General features: G+C 48.6%; 13 protein-coding genes and 4 pseudogenes. 13 read left to right on the top strand and 4 right to left on the bottom strand.

The window, feature by feature from the left end; genetic code table 11:
- The 6 genes from ssb to Q9L42_RS13895 all read left to right on the top strand — a co-directional run bounded on the left by ssb (position 1) and on the right by Q9L42_RS13895 (position 4,739).
- A complete protein-coding gene (ssb, locus tag Q9L42_RS13920) occupies positions 1 to 483 on the top strand; it encodes a single-stranded DNA-binding protein (RefSeq protein WP_305907801.1) in 483 nt (160 codons plus the stop codon).
- A gap of 214 nt (positions 484 to 697) precedes the next feature.
- Positions 698 to 2,848 (top strand): adenosylcobalamin-dependent ribonucleoside-diphosphate reductase, encoded by a 2,151-nt coding sequence (locus Q9L42_RS13915; RefSeq protein WP_349431262.1) that lies wholly within the window; start codon positions 698 to 700, stop codon positions 2,846 to 2,848.
- A gap of 64 nt (positions 2,849 to 2,912) precedes the next feature.
- Positions 2,913 to 3,596 carry an NrdJb gene (locus Q9L42_RS13910; protein WP_305907803.1) on the top strand — a complete coding sequence of 228 codons (684 nt, stop codon included), beginning with the start codon at positions 2,913 to 2,915 and terminating at the stop codon, positions 3,594 to 3,596.
- Positions 3,597 to 3,917: 321 nt separating this feature from the next.
- Positions 3,918 to 4,049 carry a hypothetical protein gene (locus Q9L42_RS13905; RefSeq protein ID WP_305907804.1) on the top strand — a complete coding sequence of 44 codons (132 nt, stop codon included), beginning with the start codon at positions 3,918 to 3,920 and terminating at the stop codon, positions 4,047 to 4,049.
- Positions 4,050 to 4,436: a hypothetical protein gene (locus Q9L42_RS13900; protein ID WP_305907805.1), complete on the top strand. Its 387-nt coding sequence runs from the start codon at positions 4,050 to 4,052 to the stop codon at positions 4,434 to 4,436.
- 99 nt (positions 4,437 to 4,535) lie between these two features.
- Positions 4,536 to 4,739, top strand: coding sequence for a hypothetical protein (locus Q9L42_RS13895; RefSeq protein ID WP_305907806.1), 204 nt, complete (start codon positions 4,536 to 4,538; stop codon positions 4,737 to 4,739).
- A 181-nt stretch (positions 4,740 to 4,920) separates the two neighbouring features.
- Here Q9L42_RS13895 and Q9L42_RS13890 read toward each other — a convergent pair whose 3' ends face one another.
- Entirely contained in the window at positions 4,921 to 5,232 is a 312-nt protein-coding gene (locus Q9L42_RS13890; protein ID WP_305907807.1) for a DUF1840 domain-containing protein, read from the bottom strand.
- Positions 5,233 to 5,495: 263 nt separating this feature from the next.
- Here Q9L42_RS13890 and Q9L42_RS13885 point away from each other — a divergent pair, with 263 nt between their 5' ends.
- The 3 genes and pseudogenes from Q9L42_RS13885 to Q9L42_RS13875 all read left to right on the top strand — a co-directional run bounded on the left by Q9L42_RS13885 (position 5,496) and on the right by Q9L42_RS13875 (position 8,036).
- Positions 5,496 to 5,798, top strand: coding sequence for a hypothetical protein (locus tag Q9L42_RS13885; RefSeq protein ID WP_305907808.1), 303 nt, complete (start codon positions 5,496 to 5,498; stop codon positions 5,796 to 5,798).
- 120 nt (positions 5,799 to 5,918) lie between these two features.
- Positions 5,919 to 7,462 (top strand): annotated as a pseudogene (gene ggt / locus Q9L42_RS13880) (gamma-glutamyltransferase).
- A 298-nt stretch (positions 7,463 to 7,760) separates the two neighbouring features.
- On the top strand, positions 7,761 to 8,036 hold the full coding sequence (locus Q9L42_RS13875) for a DUF2024 family protein (protein ID WP_349431261.1): 276 nt from the start codon (positions 7,761 to 7,763) through the stop codon (positions 8,034 to 8,036).
- Between the two features lie 307 nt (positions 8,037 to 8,343).
- Here Q9L42_RS13875 and Q9L42_RS13870 read toward each other — a convergent pair whose 3' ends face one another.
- Positions 8,344 to 8,508, bottom strand: coding sequence for a hypothetical protein (locus tag Q9L42_RS13870; RefSeq protein WP_305907810.1), 165 nt, complete (start codon positions 8,506 to 8,508; stop codon positions 8,344 to 8,346).
- 1,468 nt (positions 8,509 to 9,976) lie between these two features.
- On the opposite strand from Q9L42_RS13870, the gene asd reads away from it, so the two are divergent.
- The 4 genes and pseudogenes from asd to Q9L42_RS13845 all read left to right on the top strand — a co-directional run bounded on the left by asd (position 9,977) and on the right by Q9L42_RS13845 (position 15,096).
- Complete coding sequence (asd, locus tag Q9L42_RS13865) at positions 9,977 to 10,852, top strand: archaetidylserine decarboxylase (RefSeq protein WP_305907811.1); 876 nt, start codon at positions 9,977 to 9,979, stop codon at positions 10,850 to 10,852.
- A 1,020-nt stretch (positions 10,853 to 11,872) separates the two neighbouring features.
- Positions 11,873 to 12,780: pseudogene (locus Q9L42_RS13860) on the top strand (tyrosine-type recombinase/integrase).
- The gene (locus tag Q9L42_RS13850; RefSeq protein WP_305907812.1) at positions 12,777 to 13,862 is read left to right on the top strand and encodes an IS91 family transposase; all 1,086 of its coding nucleotides are present in this window, start codon (positions 12,777 to 12,779) and stop codon (positions 13,860 to 13,862) included. Before Q9L42_RS13860 ends, Q9L42_RS13850 begins: the two are co-directional and overlap by 4 nt.
- A 454-nt stretch (positions 13,863 to 14,316) precedes the next feature.
- Entirely contained in the window at positions 14,317 to 15,096 is a 780-nt protein-coding gene (locus Q9L42_RS13845) for a pseudouridine synthase (RefSeq protein ID WP_305907813.1), read from the top strand.
- Between the two features lie 42 nt (positions 15,097 to 15,138).
- On the opposite strand, the pseudogene Q9L42_RS13840 reads toward Q9L42_RS13845, so the two are convergent.
- Together Q9L42_RS13840 and Q9L42_RS13830 are read right to left on the bottom strand one after the other, a co-directional pair.
- Positions 15,139 to 15,477: pseudogene (locus Q9L42_RS13840) on the bottom strand (ISNCY family transposase); the annotation flags it as partial.
- 665 nt (positions 15,478 to 16,142) lie between these two features.
- Positions 16,143 to 16,876: pseudogene (locus Q9L42_RS13830) on the bottom strand (ISNCY family transposase); the annotation flags it as partial.
- Positions 16,877 to 17,121 lie beyond the last annotated feature (245 nt).

Raw genomic sequence — 17,121 nt, 5'->3', positions numbered from 1 at the left:
ATGCTTAATAAAGTCATGTTAATCGGTAATCTGGGCGCCGACCCGGAAGTGAGATATATGCCCAGCGGCGGGGCGGTGACCAACGTCAGCCTAGCCACAACCCGACGCTGGAAGGACCGACAATCGGGCGAACGCAGGGAACATACCGAATGGCATCGAGTCGTGTTTTTCAATCGTTTGGCCGAGGTGGCCGGCGAATATCTGCGTAAAGGCAGTCAGGTCTACGTCGAAGGCCGCATTCAAACCAGAAAATGGCAGGACCAATCCGGCCAGGACCGGTATTCGACCGAAATCATCGCCGAGGAAATGCAAATGCTCGGCAGCCGCAGCGGTGGCACCGCCAATTTCGGCGATAGTGCCCAGCAGGGCGGCTATTCCGCGCCGCAGTCGCAACCTTCCGCGGCGCCGCAACAGCAACAACCTTCCGGCAACACACCGCCGCCGGCAAGCTATGATGATTTCGACGACGATATCCCGTTTTGATTCATAGCCTAAGTCTTTAGAAGTAAAGAAAAACCACCCGCAAGGGTGGTTTTTTTATCGTTCTAAATCAAGAAAACATTCAAAATAACACAATATCTTGTGTTATTATTTCCAAAAAGCACTAGATGTCCATTTTTGATTTTGCCGACAAAAATGCCCAGCTGCTAGTCTCAACAATCCGATTTGAAACCATTTAACCGATAGGGAATCAACTATGACAGCACAGCTTCATGTTGTTACGAATACCGTGACCGAAATTCCATTCCAGAGCGCCTCGCTCGATATTTGGGACACCAAGTATCGTTTAAAAACCAAAGACGGCCAGCCCGTCGATGGCTCTATGGACGAGACCTATAAAAGAGTCGCCAGGGCGTTGGCCGACGTCGAAAAAGGCAAGGCCAAGCAGGAGCGCTATTACAAGGAATTTCTTTGGGCGTTAAGGCAGGGCGTGATTCCCGCTGGCCGCATCGTTTCCAATGCCGGCGCCCAGGCGCATAAGCCGGCCACCTCGACGATCAACTGCACGGTCTCCGGCATCATCGAGGATTCGATGGACGACATCCTGGGGAAGGTGCATGAGGCGGGGTTGACCCTGAAAGCCGGTTGCGGCATCGGTTATGAATTTTCCACGCTGCGCCCGAAAAACGCCTATGTGTCCGGCGCGGGCGCTTATACCTCCGGTCCGCTGTCGTTCATGGATATCTACGACAAGATGTGTTTCACCGTGTCGTCGGCCGGCGGTCGCCGCGGCGCGCAAATGGCGACTTTCGACGTCGCCCACCCCGATGTGGTCGAGTTCATTCGCGCCAAGCGCGAAGACGGCCGCCTGCGCCAATTCAATTTGTCGTTGCTGATTACCGGCGAATTTGTCGAAGCGGTCAAAAACGACGCCGACTGGCCGTTGTCGTTTCCGGTGACCGAGAAGGAAGTCGAGGTCGATAAGCTGGACCTGAACGATGAACAGCAAATCGTCTGGCGCGACCTGCCCAATAAAGGCGCCTATATCGTCAATGAAGACGGCAAATTGGCCTGCCGCATCACCAAAACGATACCGGCCCGCCGTTTGTGGGACATCATCATGTCTTCGACTTACGATTACGCCGAGCCGGGCTTTATCCTGATCGATAAAGTCAACGAAATGAACAACAACTGGTTCTGCGAAAACATCCGCGCGACCAATCCATGCGGCGAGCAACCATTGCCGCCATACGGCAGCTGTCTGCTGGGATCGGTCAACCTGACCCGCTTCGTCGACAAACCGTTCAGCAAGGAAGCCCGTTTCGACTGGGAAACCTACCGCAAGGCGGTCCGCATCTTCACCCGCATGTTGGATAACGTCGTCGAGATCAACGGCTTGCCGCTGGAACAGCAACGCAATGAAATCATGGGCAAACGCCGCCATGGCATGGGTTATCTGGGACTCGGCTCGACTCTGACGATGCTGGGCATGAAATACGGCGATGAAAGCTCGTTGGCCTTCACCGAACGAGTCACCAAGGAGTTGGCGATCGAAGGCTGGAAGGAAGGCCTGAGTCTGGCCCAGGAAAAAGGCACGGCGCCGGCTCTGGAACAAATGTACAGCGTGACCGGGGAAATGCTACACAAGCGACCGGAAATGAAAGCCGACGGTTATAAAATCGGCGATCAAGTGCCGGGCAAGGTGCTGCATGCCAAATACAGCCGCTACATGCAGCAGCTGGCGCAGGAAGAACCGGAGCTGGTCAAGCAACTGGCCGAAACCGGCTGCCGCTTTACCCACCACAGCTCGATCGCCCCGACCGGCACGATCTCGTTGTCCTTGGCCAACAACGCCAGCAACGGCATCGAGCCGAGCTTCGCCCATCATTATTCGCGCAACGTCATCCGCGAAGGCAAGAAAAGCAAGGAAAAAGTCGATGTGTTCTCGTTTGAACTGCTGGCTTACCGCGAGCTGATCAATCCGAAGGCGATGCCGTATAGCGACGACCCCGAACAACAGTTGCCCGACTATTTCATCACCGCTGACAATATTTCGCCGAAACAACATGTCGATATTCAGGCGGCGGCGCAGAAATGGATCGATTCGTCGATTTCGAAAACCGCCAACGTGCCGACCGAATATCCTTATGAGGACTTCAAGTCGATTTACGAATATGCCTACGAAAAAGGCTTGAAAGGCTGTACGACCTTCCGCTTCAACCCGGAAGTGTTCCAGGGCGTATTGGTCAAGGAAACCGATCTCGAGAACACCACCTACCAATTCACGCTGGAAGACGGTCATGTCGTCGAATTGAAAGGCAACGAGGAAGTGGAATATGACGGCGAAGTCCATACCGCCGCGAACCTGTTCGATGCCTTGAAAGAAGGTTATTACGGCAAATTCTAACGATCACTGACATATTGTCGGCTGGGCAAAGATAGCGCCCAGCCGACTTGAAACGAGACTAACCATGTTACACAAAATCAACAAAAAAATTGTCAGCTACAAGGTGCTGACAGAAGAAAACAAAGCCGAAGCGGCCGCTGCCGAGGAAAAAGACTCGCTTGAGAGCATGCATGAGAAGGTCGAGCGGCCGGAAGTGTTGCTGGGCTCGACCTATAAAATCAAGACGCCGCAATCGGAACATGCCTTGTATATCACCATCAACGACATGATTTTGAACGCTGGCACCGAACACGAAGAGCGCCGCCCCTACGAAGTATTTATCAATTCCAAGAACATGGAGCACTTCCAATGGGTGCTGGCGTTGACCCGAGTCATCTCGGCGGTGTTCCGCAAGGGCGGCGATGTGTGTTTCCTGGTCGAAGAACTGAAGGCGGTGTTCGACCCGAAAGGCGGTTATTTCAAGAAGGGCGGCGTGTTCATGCCGTCGCTGGTCGCCGAAATCGGCTATGCGATCGAATCGCACATGAAGCACATCGGCATGATCAAGCCGGATGAATTGTCCGATCACCAGAAACAATTCCTGGCCGAAAAACGCAAGGAATTCGAAGCCAAGCACGGCGCGACCAATGGCGAGGACAGCGAATTCCCCGAGCAGGCGGTGTTATGCAGCAAATGCAACACCAAGGCCATGGTGCTGATGGACGGCTGCATGACCTGTCTGAACTGCGGCGAAAGCAAGTGCGGTTGATGGTTTGATTTAAATTAGCCAATATTTTGATACGGGGCCTGTAGGATGTGCTGAGGAACGAAGCGCATCAATGTCGCGATCGATGCGCTTCACTTTGTTCAGCACATCCTACGTGCTGCGGCGAAAGCAAATGCAGTTGATAGTTGCTTCTGCTAGCCAATCTATCAGGTATATTGGCCAGGTTCCCGGTAAATATCGGCTTATCAGGGCGAATTGGCCTGATATTGGAATAGGTTGGCAATTCTGCCTGAAAATACCGGCAATATCAGGTTATCAGGGAAAATTTGTCTGATAATAATAGTTATATTTTTGGAGAAATACATGGCAAATGAAGAAAAAGAGCAACAACCGATTCCGGTTGATATACCAACGGGAAATCCAGGAACCGACAATAATAACTCACCACAGCCAAAAGATTTAGATCCTGTTCCAGTAGAAATGGATAAAGGATAAATGAATAATTCCGAAGCATGGTCACATTACAAAGACTATGTAAATGATTTAAATGAATTCTCTCGGAAACTTGGATTTGCTGGCTCTGCTATATGTTGGGTATTAAAAGATAGCAATGGTAATTTTCCAAAATATGTTTTAGTCGCGCTAGCTTGTTTTGTTTTCTTCTTTATTGCTGATGTGCTGCAAAAATTTATTGGTGCTTTGCTTCATCGGTGGTGGATTAGAAAAAGAGAAGTTGAACTGTGGACAGAAATACAGAGCATTGAAGGAGAATATTTGAAACCTGGCTGGCTTGATAAGCCGCCATTTACGTTTTTTGTATTAAAAATAGCTTTTCTTTTAATTGCATTTGTTTTTTTAGGTGTTGCAGTTTTTTTAAAGTAGCAAATATAACGTTGCGCCCAAGGTGACGCTGTGATTCGCTCTGCGTTATGTTTTCAAGTACCCTGGACATTATGACAAATGGGCTAAGAATAGGTTTTTATGAAAGGATTACGAGATATAGCAAATTTCGGCAAAGTTGAAGCAGAAGATGATGCTGTTCTTGACTATTTTGTTGAGATGAATGTAACTGAGAACGTAGATAGCAATGATGCTTTTCTGGTACTTGGAAGAAAAGGATCTGGAAAAACAGCACTATTTAGATATTTTACAAAGGGCGAAAGGGTCAGACTCGATAGGAAATGACCACAAATAATTAGGGTCAGAGTAACAATAATCTATCCAAAAAGAGGATAATTAAATATTTGGGCGAAAAGTGGGCGAAAGGATCAAACTCGATAGGAAATGACCAAAATACGCATGGTCTTCAAAAGAGAAAACGTCATAAAATGTAAGGCCTTGGTCATGTCCAATAGGTAAACCTGAATCAGTTGTTTTTGTCCCACATGACATTGCATTTCGCTTTTGCCGCAGCTTCAAGCAATTCGATCAAAGGCAGGGCGCGGTGTGACAGACTGATAACCGGTTCGCCTTCCTCCTCCTCAGACTTATCCGGTTCTGGCAATCGCTGTTCTTTCTGGAGCGCATCGACTAAACGCTCTAACGCCTCTTGGACATCGTCGGCGAGGATAGCCCCGGGCACCGTTCCGCTATGCCCCATCAATCTCAATAAATGTACCGCTACGTCACCGAACATCGTGATATCCGCGTAAGCGGAGCAGGAAAAGGTTACTAACATGATCATCTCCTCTAAGGGAATGTTGAAAATTATAACGCGAGACGGGCAACGAGGCAGAGTTCCGTGGTGGCGCTAATAGGCAAAAGGGTCAGACACGAATGGCACTTACTTAAGCGATAAATGAAGCTCGCCCTCACCCACGAATGCATATTTGACCATACAAAGTCCTGATCAATGATGGTTACTGTGAGTCATCAAGCTGGACAAGTCAATGAAAGTTGATTACTTTCTGATGCAGGTACTTAATTATTGCGGAATTGAATATGAACATTCTCAAGCCAATCATCATCGCCTTTATTCTGATGGGCGTTTCACCATGTTTGTCGGCCTCATCCAAAGATGCCAATGTTCTGATTGACGTTGTAATTTTACGTCCATTAGGCTTTGTCAGCATGATAGGCGGTGCTGCCGTGTTCCTTGGTTTGAGTCCGCTAACCGCCTTTGCCGCCATACCCGAGCCGCATGACTCCTTTGAGAAGATGGGCGACATTTTGGTTGTCAATCCGGCAAAATTCACCTTTGAAAGAGAAGTTGGAGACTTTAGTTTCGTGAATTCAGATGATTAACTTGGCAAATTCCGCCAACCAGTTGTACCCAGGGTGAAAACGGGTCGACTCGATTGGAGAAAAGGAGGCGTCCGCTGTTCTGTTTTTTCGTAGCGATAAAGCGTTGGAGCCCAATAGAAGATGAATAAAAAGGGAGTAGTTGCGGCGGGGCATGAACAAACCGCAGAAGCGGCCGGATTCATTCTTGCAGAAGGCGGCAATGCTTTTGATGCGGTGATTGCGGCGCATTTAGCGGCTTGTGTGGTGGAGCCGGTGTTGTCCTCATTGGCTGGCGGCGGCTTTTTATTGGCCCGACCTGCAGACGGCAACAGTGTTTTGTATGATTTTTTCGTGCAAACGCCGATATCCAAACGGTCTGTCGAAGAAACGGACTTTTTCCCGATTTCAGCGGACTTCGGTACAGTTCAACAGGAATTTCATATTGGCTTGGGCTCGATCGCGACACCCGGTACGGTCAAAGGGCTATTTGCGATTCATCGGGAGCACGGAACTCTGCCTATGACGGTGCTTGCCGAACCGGCTATCGAAATGGCGTAGCGATGAATGCCTTTCAGGCTTACATCTTCGATGTCGTCAAGGCCATCTATCAGCAGTACCCCGAGACTCATAAAATTTTAGGTAGTAAAATCCGGCAAGGTCAGTTGCTGCAGCAAGGGGAAATATTATATCAGCCGGATTTAGCGGATTGCCTCGAGGTATTGGCTAAGGAAGGCGAAGCGTTTTTTTATCAGGGCGAGATCGCTGACGCCGTGACTCGATTATGCGCCGAACAGGGTGGCCATCTTGTCGGCGAAGATTTTGAACAATATCGGTTGGTCAAACGAAAACCGTTGTCTATCGATTATCGTGATGCTGCCGTGCTGACCAACCCCGCTCCCAGCTCAGGTGGCACGCTGATCGCTTTTGCCTTGCAATTGCTGCGATCGTTCGACCCGTCTGCTTATCGCTATGGCTCGGTTCCCTATCTCGATTTATTGGCTCAGGTTCAGGACATGACCAACAAGGCGCGTATCGATGCCTACCTGAGCGAGAATTCACCGCATCCTGCAGAACACGTTCTGGATCCGGAAGTTGTTGAAGCCTATCGCACTCAGATCAAACCCGCGGCATTGTGTTCACGGGGCACCACACATATCAGCGTGATCGATCGTCTGGGTAATATCGCCAGCCTGACTACCAGCAATGGTGAAGGTTGCGGTTTGTTCGTTCCCGGCACCGGCATCATGCTCAATAACATGCTCGGCGAAGAAGATCTTAACCCCAAGGGCTTTCACCATTGGCCGGCCAATCAGCGTATGTCCTCGATGATGGCGCCTTGCATCGTGACGCTTCCGGATAAGCGGCATATCGCTCTGGGTTCAGGCGGTTCCAACCGCCTGCGCACGGCTATCCTGCAGGTCCTGCTCAACGTGATCGACTTTAAAATGCCGCTGGATCAGGCGGTTTCCCATCCTCGGATCCATCATGAGGCCGGCTTGCTCAGTATAGAGGGAGGATTTGAGGACGATATGATAGCGCTGCTCCTTAAAAACTATCCTAACTACAAAGTCTGGCACAGCCGCAATCTGTTTTTTGGCGGGACGCATTCGGTGAGTAGTTCGGTTGACGGATTTTTCGGCATCGGCGATCCACGACGAGGCGGATATGCAATGGAGGTTTCCTAGCACATGCCTATTTAGCCTATTGAACCAAGCAACAATGAACTTTGATTGACTATGATATGAGTTCCGTTACTTACGATATACCGGCATCCCGGAAATGATCGGGAGAACAATTGTTTACCGAGGGTATCAAAAACGTGAGACGTGGCAACGAGGCAGAGTTTGTGGCGGTGATAACAAAAAAGTTTTATCCAGGCGGTAATTTCTTGAGTTGATGCCGAAATGTTGAAATTTATCCTGTCATTTCCATAGTTCCACAGTTAAACTTTCATTCTTTGTAGTGCAAATCTAGGAGTCTATGATGGAAATCCATGTTTATGATACTTATGTCAAAGCGGGTGACGGGCATATTATGCATTTTGACGTATTTACGGCCGAGAAAGATGATCAAAAAGCGATTCTGCATGCCAAGAAATGGTTAGCCTCGATTGGCGAAGCGAAAGCTGAGGTGTCAAGTAAAGAATGCCAATTCTGCCATAGTCAGCAGGCGCCGGATGATGTCTTAGATAGCATCAAGCAACAGGGGTATTTTATTTATCAATTGGAAGGATGTCCTGGCCATACCCGTGCACGATAAAAAGAGAATAAAAGGGGATAATCACATGAGCGAGTCGATTTTGGTTGACGGGGATGTCCCAAAATCTATCACGGGGTAGTGGCGCGCTTGTGTTTGGTTGATTGCTAAAGCTGGCCTTATTTTCTCTAAGGCTGATTCTCTCAATGTCTAATAATTGAACGGAGCCAGCAGAGAGGGCAACTGCTCAGTTTTTTCCGCTTTGCAGCATCATGCCGGGTTTTGGTTTTGGTAACGCCCAGTCGATTAATGATGTTATCACCAGCCAATTAGTGTCAATGGCCAACAGAATTGAGCCACTTTTGTAGGATTAAGACGACTGAATCAGTTTTGTTTTGAGTCGGTAACTTTCTCCTCCCAGCATAAACCGGCCCAGCGGGGTGTTAAAGCTGACTTTATAGCCGGCGTCGATGGCTTTCAGGCCAATGCCGATGGCCAAGCTAGGTTTTACCGACACAGGGCAGTCCGTGAACACGACGTTATCGCGGTTATCGATAAACCGAAGTCCAGCAGTCTGTTGACTTCCCGTTTGCTGATCGTGGCCTGAAAGCGATAGTCGAATTCCTCCAGGCTTTTGAGCAAGGGGAAACCGGCGCGTTTGCGATTTTGCTCGATTCGCTTGATATTGCGCTGCCGTTGTCGGTCTTTGTTTTATAGTACGATTTAGGTTATAAAAAACATTAATAAACTTATTTAAGTACTTGTAATATAAAAAAAATATTTATATTCTAGTGCTGCTGGATATCTATTTATGGTGAACACCAAAGGTGTCGGGTTTTTTATGTGCTTTCCGAAAAAAAATTTAATATATAGTATAAACATACTATATTCCTATTTATAGGGAGGGGGATGGGCTGCCATTATGCTGTGCACTTTGTATTAGTTTGCGCCCAGTAGTCGTATCGTATTGGCCAATAATCTATTGGTCTACGCGAACGTATTAGTCACAACAAACTAAATCGCTTGAAAGTCTGAACAGGATTTGAAAGGAGGGTGTAATGAGTTTTGTTGTTAAACTACCGTAGGGTTGGGGCGCCTAATGGCTTTATCGGATTATCAAGAAGACTGGTTTCATCCGCTTTTGGCAAAAGTCATTTACATCTCGACTGAGATCAACTCAGTCACCTTCGGATGGTTAATGTCTGCAGCCACGCTAGACCTGATATTTTACACACTTTACCTAGGAAATATGATTGATCTTAATCCTAGGCACAAATATTGTTTATAGGAGGTGAATTTATGATTGAGATGAAGTCAAAAACCGCTTTTAGAACGCGCTGAATAATGCCATCTCTGAATTGCCTGACGCTCACCGATGGCAACATGGCTTTACAGCCCCCTCATACCGTGGCTCCGATCCGTTCATTTTAATGCCGATGGACAGATCGCTAAAGGGCGGGATATGTAGAATAATTAGTAGACTTTATTAATAAGATTAAAAGTAATATTTAAGATACTGATAATTAATGTATTTATCTTAGTTTATTGGTGCCTTGAGATAGAAAATATCTCATCATGCCTATAGGGTATTATTAATAAATAGTATAAATATACTATATTCTTGTTACAAAAATAATTTGAACCTCCGCTATAGATGATTGCCACCATTAACCATAGAAGAGGCAAATTCATTCACTATTGATTGTCGACACAACGTTTAACCTTCGCGATAACAAAGCATCGTTAACATTTATCTGCTCAGTCATAATCCTAAAAGGATGACAATAATTTCTTTCCAATCTTTGTTCTATCTCTGAATTTTTCTCGTGGGGGTGTGAAAAAATAGCCGTTCATGAATTGGTTAAGACCTTGTGTCACCGCGAGATCAAGTTCGTATCTGTCGACTATCGGTTTGGCGCCCGAGTGCTTTGATCAACAACTAATTTACAGACTTGTCCTGGGGACAGCCAAAATATAAAGGCCCCGGGTTTGGGACACGAATTATGTCAATTAACACCACTAGCCTCAAAAATTTTCTTACCATCGCGCTTCAGTACGTTTATCCGCATCATTTAGTATGCCGTTTGTTGAGTTTTTTGGCTCATCTTGAGAATGAAGCTTGGAAGGACTATATGGTCAAACGTTTTGGAAAACGTTATAAAGTCAATACAAAGGAAGCCATCTCTCGTAACTTGAAGCGCTATCCAAGTTTCAATTCGTTTTTTACACGCGAGCTGAAGCCTGGCGCGCGGCCGATCACAGAACTTGAGTGTGGCGTAGCTTCTCCCGCCGATGGTACAGTCAGTCAAGCGGGTAAAATTAGTGACGGTGAGCTCATACAGGCTAAGGGGAAAAACTACACGGTTGCGGCGTTGCTTGGTGGTGAGGAGCAAAGAACCGACAATTTTAAAGAGGGGATGTTTACGACAATTTATCTGTCGCCCAGGGATTATCATCGCATCCATATGCCGTTTAATGGCGTCTTGCAAGAAACAGTACACATTCCCGGCCGTTTATTCAGTTTCGATCAAGCTACCGTGAATGCAATGCCCAATCTATATGCTAAAAATGAACGGGTGGTGAGTTTTTTTGATACAGAGGCCGGCCCAATGGCGCTCGTTATGGTTGGGTCTATTTTTTCTTCCAGTATTGAAACGGTTTGGGATGGTATTGTTACTCCGCCTAGTTACTCCGAAATTCGACGGTGGAACTATCCTTACAATCCGCCCAGCGCAAAAAAAGGTGAAGAAATAGGTCGGTTTAATAGAGGGTCCACCGTTATATTGTTGTTTGCTAAAGGCGCAGTTGAGTGGGAGTCGACTATGATTTCTGGAAACGCCGTTAAAATGGGAGCATTAATAGGTAAGGTGATCTCATAATGTTGCTTTGCGGATTGCTGTCGGCTAATTATTTATTCCATAAATAACGTTAATTAAACAATTCAAGCTACTGATATATAAAGTGTTAATATAAGTTTTTCAGGGCGAAAGCCTGCTGCATACTCGGTTCTTGCTGCCCGAGCGGAGGCTCGAAGAGATTGTATTCGGCGTAGATACTTAGAGCATGGATTTACAAGCGAATCAGGCATTGAGTGCGCAGGGGAACCAATGTACGCCTCATAATAGATTTTGGGAATCGATGCCACTAAAACCGATTCGCCGTGCGGCGAGTCGTCAAGCATCGAATCCGCCAAACGTTGTCAATCAAGACTTCCACAAACGCCTCTACGGCTATTTATCATTGACCATCAAGTGTTAACAGCGAATGCCATAACAGTTTTTGCTTCGGCGGAATATTCATCATGTTCGCCAAACCTATATTCATCTGAGTGTTAGAAGAGGGCGTCGGTATTGCTGGCGGTCTGGGATAGCTTAGCGATCGACTGTTACGCCATATTTGCTTGATTACATCGCATAAACCAATTATCAGATGCCTTTTGTTCCACGGGGAACTCTTAATAGATTACTTTATCCCGCATTAATTATGTTCCTTAAGTAACATTAATAGTGTGGTGTATCTAGTTGAATTCTATAGCCATATTGATAATATTTTTTGTAAAAAATAACGGCTATGGCGCTGGTCAGAACAAATATGACATATTACGGATATCCGTTCTACAGTTACCGTTGTCAGCGCTGATGTAACCTCAGGGAAGGCTCCGCTTACGGTAAACTTTTCCAGCACAGGTTAATAGGATCCGGAAGGCTTCGGTTCTGGTATATTCATGGGATTTTAGTGATGGTTTTAGTGACAGAGGGTCAATTGAATCATGCTTGTTGGACGGAGCCGCTAACGCGGAGAAAACCCCGCTTTATCGTAAAATCAAGTGTAACCTCATTTCTCCTCTTACTCATAAAAGGGTACTGTGTAAGCTCCACTAACACTGAGGTTACACTGCCATGAAGACACCCAACAATACGAAATTCAACCATTATTATGCTCTGCATTGCAAACATCTAAAACTTAAAGGTCTGCAGCCAAAAACTATCGATGCCTATTCACGCGCTATCCGTCGGATCGGTGATTATTTCGATGGCAATCTGGAGGATCTTTCCCAGGAACAGTTGCTGGATTATTTTTGTGAATTGTTGGAGCGTCTGTCTTGGAGTGCCGTCAAGCTGGATCTGTATGGTTTGAAGTTTTTCTATATGCATGTGTTGAACAAGCCCTGGACGGATATTGCACTGATCAAGCCGCCCAGGACAGTTCGTATTCCCGATATTGTCACGATCGCTGAGGCACAACAGCTGTTTCTATCAACCCGTAAGTTGAGCTACCGGGTATTCTTTTTCACGCTTTACAGTATGGGTTTGCGATTGGGTGAAGGACTCCGATTGCAAGTCGGGGATATCGATGCCGAGCGTCTGCGCGTGCATATTCGTAATGCCAAAGGTAACAAGGATCGCTTAGTTCCGTTACCTTTAAATACCTTGCAGGTTCTGCGGCATTTTTGGAAACTGCATCGGCATCCCACCTTGCTCTTTCCCAACCGCAAACGGGGATTGAAGGCAGCGCACATGGCCGAGTCACCTCTCGATAGAGGCGGCGTGCAAACGACTATGGCGGCGGTCGTCAACGGAATGGGGCTAAAAAAAAGATTTCCTGTCATTCGCTGCGCCACAGTTATGCCACACATCTGCTGGAGGCTGGCGTCGATTTGGTGGAGCTGCAACAGATCCTGGGCCATGTCAGCCTGTTGACCACTTCGCGTTACACCCATTTAACCGATGTCACTGGAAAGAATTCGGAGCAGCAAATCAATCAGTTGATTAATGCTTTCGACCTGACCTGGGGGAACGTCAAATGATCCCGATTTCTTCAGTTATCGATCAGTTTGAAGCAGACTTTCTCAATCAGTACCCGTCCCAAATTCTGCCCAGCCAGTTAAAGGCTTTGCAGGCCTTGAAAATCTGTCGAACCCGGCACAGTCCTGTCATGCAAGTGAATTGTACCGAGTGCGAACATCAGACCTTCGTGCCGCATTCCTGTGGCCACCGCAACTGCCCCCATTGTCAACATCACGAAAGCCAGCAATGGATCGAACGGCAGCTGCAGAAACAGGTGCCCGCCCAGTATTTCATGATCACCTTTACGCTGCCGGCACAGTTGAGAACACTTGCCTGGCGACATCAACGGCTGCTTTACAGCGTGCTGTTCGAATGTGTCTGGGAAACCTTGCAAACCTTCAGCCGCAATGACCGGAAGCTCAATGGGGATCCCGGCGTCATTGCGGTCCTGCATACGCATTCCCGCGCACTGGATTATCATCCCCATATTCATGCCGTGATGCCCGCCGCGATTGTGGATCAATGCAAACGCCTGTGGCGAACCAAGACAGGAAAGTATCTGTTCAATCACAAGGCACTGGCGAAAGTCTTCCGCGCCAAAATGCTGACCCGCCTTGCCCGAGAAAACCTGTCGTTGCCCAAGGCGACGCCTCACAAATGGGTCGTTGACTGCAAGCGGGTGGGTTCGGGGGACAAGGCGCTGGTGTATCTGGGGCGCTATCTATATCGCGGTGTTATCCGGGAAAAGGACATTCTGTCCTGCCGGGACGGCAAGGTCACTTACCGGTATCAAGACAGTAAAACGAAACGCTGGCAAATCAAAACGGTCTCCGGCGCCGATTTTTTATGGCGGGTGCTCCAGCATGTGCTGCCCAAAGGTTTTCGCCGAGCCAGAAACTATGGCTTCCTGCATCCCAACAGCAAAGGTACGATCCGGATTTTGCAATACCTTAAGAAACTCGATCCCCAAAAATGGTTGCCGGTTATCCGGCAACGGCCACAAATGCGCTGTGCGTGCTGTGGTGGCGTCATGGCGGTGGGACGAACGCGCATACCGGCGGTCGAGTCGATGGCTTTGGCGCAGACGCTGGCGCCCATTTAACCAAGGGATCCATTGCGGTTATGTAAATGCTATGCACTTTCGCCCCTCCCTCAAGCAGCTTAGTTCAGGTTGAGAAGAGCGTTCGGCTTGAAATCAGGATAAATCGTTCAAAAAAGACGCTCCGTCAGAGGAGCCTAATGGAATTCTGTCCAATACCAGACCATCAGACAAAAAAACAGCAGCCTGACTGTTCAATCAGGCTGCTCCACAAAAAGCTATTTTCATAGCATCGTTCACACGTTCACTTAGTCCCGGGCCCATCCAACAAACGGTTCAGAGGGTGGCTTCGCGCTTCGCGCTCGCACCATCTAACCTTATTCGTTAGGCTTCTTATCATTAATCTTCGAAGATATCTGCTGCGACATTGTGGTATAAAACATCGTTTTTTTGATTGATACATGAAACCTGATGCGTAAACAAGTCATGTTGCAGGCCAAGAAGTGACGGAATGTTAATGTCAAATAAAGATCAACGTGACCCCCAGTTTTTGCCTGAGAAGAATCCGCTCACCGAAATCTACCGCGATGATTGGTTACTGGTTGTCCACAAGCCGGCCGGTTTGCTGGTGCATCGCAGTCCCATCGACCGGCATGAAACCGAATTTGCCTTGCAATATGCACGGGCGATGAATGGCGGCCAGTATGTTTATCCTGTGCATCGGCTGGACCGCCCAACCTCTGGCTTGTTGGTGTTTGCCCGAGACCAGCAAACCGCGAGTACTCTGGGTAAGGCGATGATGGCCGGAGCCGTGAGAAAAACCTATCTGGCGATGGTGCGGGGATGGTTGCCTGAACAAGGGGTTATTGATCACCCGCTGCGCGACGAACCGGAGGATAAGCGACGTAAGGGAGATCCTCAGCCCGTGCGTGAAGCGCTTACTCGGTACCGCCGCCTGGCGACCACGGAAATTCCGGTGGAAATAGAAGGATACCCCACCAGCCGGTACAGTCTGGTGGCCTTGTATCCCGAAACAGGCCGGAAACATCAATTGCGCAGGCATATGAAGCATATCAGCCACCCGATCATCGGCGATGCCAACCACGGGCGAGGGCGCCACAATCGCTATTTCGCAAAACGGTTTGGGCAAGGGCGGTTAATGCTAGCTTCTACAAGCATGGATTTTCTTCATCCGGTTACCGGTGTGCGGCTGCAATTAAATGCAGAGCCGGAGGCGAGTTTTCTGAAATTACTGCCTATATTCGGTGACGGCTTGCTGGCTTCGGATTTTGGCTAATGGTTTGACCAAATCGAATATCTAGAGCGAAGCCCCCACAATTTCCACGGCGGAGTGTTGGTGGCGTAGTTGTTTAAAAGCATTGCTGCCTTCCCGCGCTTGATCCGCGGCGCTGAGTCGGCCTTTTTTGGGCAAAACCACCTGTTCCAGATGATTTTTCAGTTCCTTTTGGTTAGCCGGGCTGTGAAAGCCTTTGTCGAAGCTGGTCACGGTCAGTTCGGGGAAGCGCCGGCGCGTTTCGGTGACCATGTCGACGGCGACTTTGTCATCGGTTTGCTTTTCCATCACTAGGTGGTGAAGAACGAAGCGATGGTGGTCCTCCATCACGCAGACCCTTAAACCCAACTCAACCGGGACGCCTGCTTTGCCTACAGGGATGTAGGTAAGGAGCGTGAGCAGGACTAGCGCGCCACTATTTCTGCGAAAGCTTGTTTTGGGCATCCCAGCCCAAGCAAGCGGCAGAAATTACGTGGCGATTATTGCCTCCGGCGGCCCCGATTCGTCCTGCGTCCGTGCCACTCCGCCATATCATCGTAAACTCGATGCTGGCTCCGTCGCACTCCCACAAATGACTTGACGGCGTTTCGGGAGACCTTTTATTTTGTCTCCACCTTCGCTCTCGCTTCGATTCCGACAAAACAATCGGCCCTACGCCTATCGGGGACTAAAAATCTTCACTTCGCTGGCGCTCCGTTTCCAAGATTTTCAGCGGCGGAAGCTTTGCCTTTGCTGATCCATTCGGTGTGCGGTTCAAACACGGAGAAGATCTTTTCGGCATGAGGGATGGTTTCGCTGCGTATGACGCGGCGCTCAATTTGGTCCAGCAGCAGGCGGGCATAGGCCTGGTAGGATTGCAACGGCTGCGTTTCATCGGCCAGGGCGCCACGGTCCAGGGCTTGTTTTAAGGTGCGCTCGGATTTGCCCAGGTAGGCGCTCGCCAGGTCCAGGTAGGTCTGATGAGCCTGTTGGATGGCTTGTTCCCGTACGGCTTGTTTGTTTTCATCCTGGCTGGTGGAGCGTTTGAGCTGTTGAGCTCTTCGGTACTGTTGTTTGAGTCGCCAGATGTTGTGCCGGTATTGGCGCCAGTCCGGCAGGTCATGGTGTTTCGCCAGCGTATGACTCTCTTCAATAGCTTTGCGGATCGCATCATACAGCAGGTTGATGTCGGTCGGAAAATGGACGTCGGTTTCGACCACAAAGGAATCGCACCGCCCTCTCAGTTTATCGCTGTGGTCGACCGTCGCGGCGGCAGTCGAGTCACTGCGGACGGTTGGCCCAGCGTTTGGCTTTTTTTTACCAGGGCATGGCCGGCTCTGACCACTTCCTGGTTGATTTGATCGAACAGTTCCGGGGTGAACAGCCTTAGATTGTCTTTGATGCGCTGGAGAGAATACTTCGTGTCGTCACACCAGTCGCTATGGCCCAGCATCTGTCGAATGGTATTGTGGTGGTTGGCCAGTTCATGGATGCGGTCGTAGTCGGTATTCAGGCCCAGACGCAAAACGCCCAGCACTAGAATTTTCCATTGTTCCAGGCCGGACCGACCGCGCCTTGGGTCAGCGGGTTGCTGACGCTCTGCTTCGCTAAGGCCCTGACCGCTTCGGTAGGGAATAACCTGCTCGAGGATGGCGAACACACGGTCGCGCAGTTCGGGCGTGGTATAGATGTACTGCAACCCTAGCAGCAGTTGCGGGATGTCGTCTCTGGATTTGAGGTTAATCTCGATGTCGGCAATATCGACCTGACCGAGGCTCATTTGCGGATTCTTGACGGTGCGCATAGGATTTCAACGGACGAAGATTTCTGGTTTTCGTAAATTTTTATGGCGGCGCTCACCCAAAATCAGTACCTTACGGATTGAGCAACGCAACAATCGTGATTTTGGGCTGCAAACTCATTTCCCGGAATTCATTATATCCCATTGATTATTTTAGGGATAATCAATTTTCGGTCAGGCACTATATAGCATATTTATACTATATTCTAATAAATGGTGATAAATTATATGACCCCGAAGCATAGACT

This window comes from Methylomarinum sp. Ch1-1, assembly GCF_030717995.2.
In the GTDB taxonomy this organism is placed as follows: Bacteria; Pseudomonadota; Gammaproteobacteria; order Methylococcales; family Methylomonadaceae; genus Methylomarinum; species Methylomarinum roseum.
Note: the sequence above shows the minus strand (reverse complement) of the source record. Positions and strands in the feature narration are given on the sequence as shown.

What these genes read in the sequence shown, in the direction of transcription:
- ssb (WP_305907801.1), top strand. Translation starts at nt 1, where the DNA reads ATGCTTAATAAAGTCATGTTAATCGGTAATCTGGGCGCCGACCCGGAA.
- Q9L42_RS13915 (WP_349431262.1), top strand. Translation starts at nt 698, where the DNA reads ATGACAGCACAGCTTCATGTTGTTACGAATACCGTGACCGAAATTCCA.
- Q9L42_RS13910 (WP_305907803.1), top strand. Translation starts at nt 2,913, where the DNA reads ATGTTACACAAAATCAACAAAAAAATTGTCAGCTACAAGGTGCTGACA.
- Q9L42_RS13905 (WP_305907804.1), top strand. Translation starts at nt 3,918, where the DNA reads ATGGCAAATGAAGAAAAAGAGCAACAACCGATTCCGGTTGATATACCA.
- Q9L42_RS13900 (WP_305907805.1), top strand. Translation starts at nt 4,050, where the DNA reads ATGAATAATTCCGAAGCATGGTCACATTACAAAGACTATGTAAATGAT.
- Q9L42_RS13895 (WP_305907806.1), top strand. Translation starts at nt 4,536, where the DNA reads ATGAAAGGATTACGAGATATAGCAAATTTCGGCAAAGTTGAAGCAGAA.
- Q9L42_RS13890 (WP_305907807.1), bottom strand. Translation starts at nt 5,232, where the DNA reads ATGTTAGTAACCTTTTCCTGCTCCGCTTACGCGGATATCACGATGTTC.
- Q9L42_RS13885 (WP_305907808.1), top strand. Translation starts at nt 5,496, where the DNA reads ATGAACATTCTCAAGCCAATCATCATCGCCTTTATTCTGATGGGCGTT.
- Q9L42_RS13875 (WP_349431261.1), top strand. Translation starts at nt 7,761, where the DNA reads ATGGAAATCCATGTTTATGATACTTATGTCAAAGCGGGTGACGGGCAT.
- asd (WP_305907811.1), top strand. Translation starts at nt 9,977, where the DNA reads ATGTCAATTAACACCACTAGCCTCAAAAATTTTCTTACCATCGCGCTT.
- Q9L42_RS13850 (WP_305907812.1), top strand. Translation starts at nt 12,777, where the DNA reads ATGATCCCGATTTCTTCAGTTATCGATCAGTTTGAAGCAGACTTTCTC.
- Q9L42_RS13845 (WP_305907813.1), top strand. Translation starts at nt 14,317, where the DNA reads ATGTCAAATAAAGATCAACGTGACCCCCAGTTTTTGCCTGAGAAGAAT.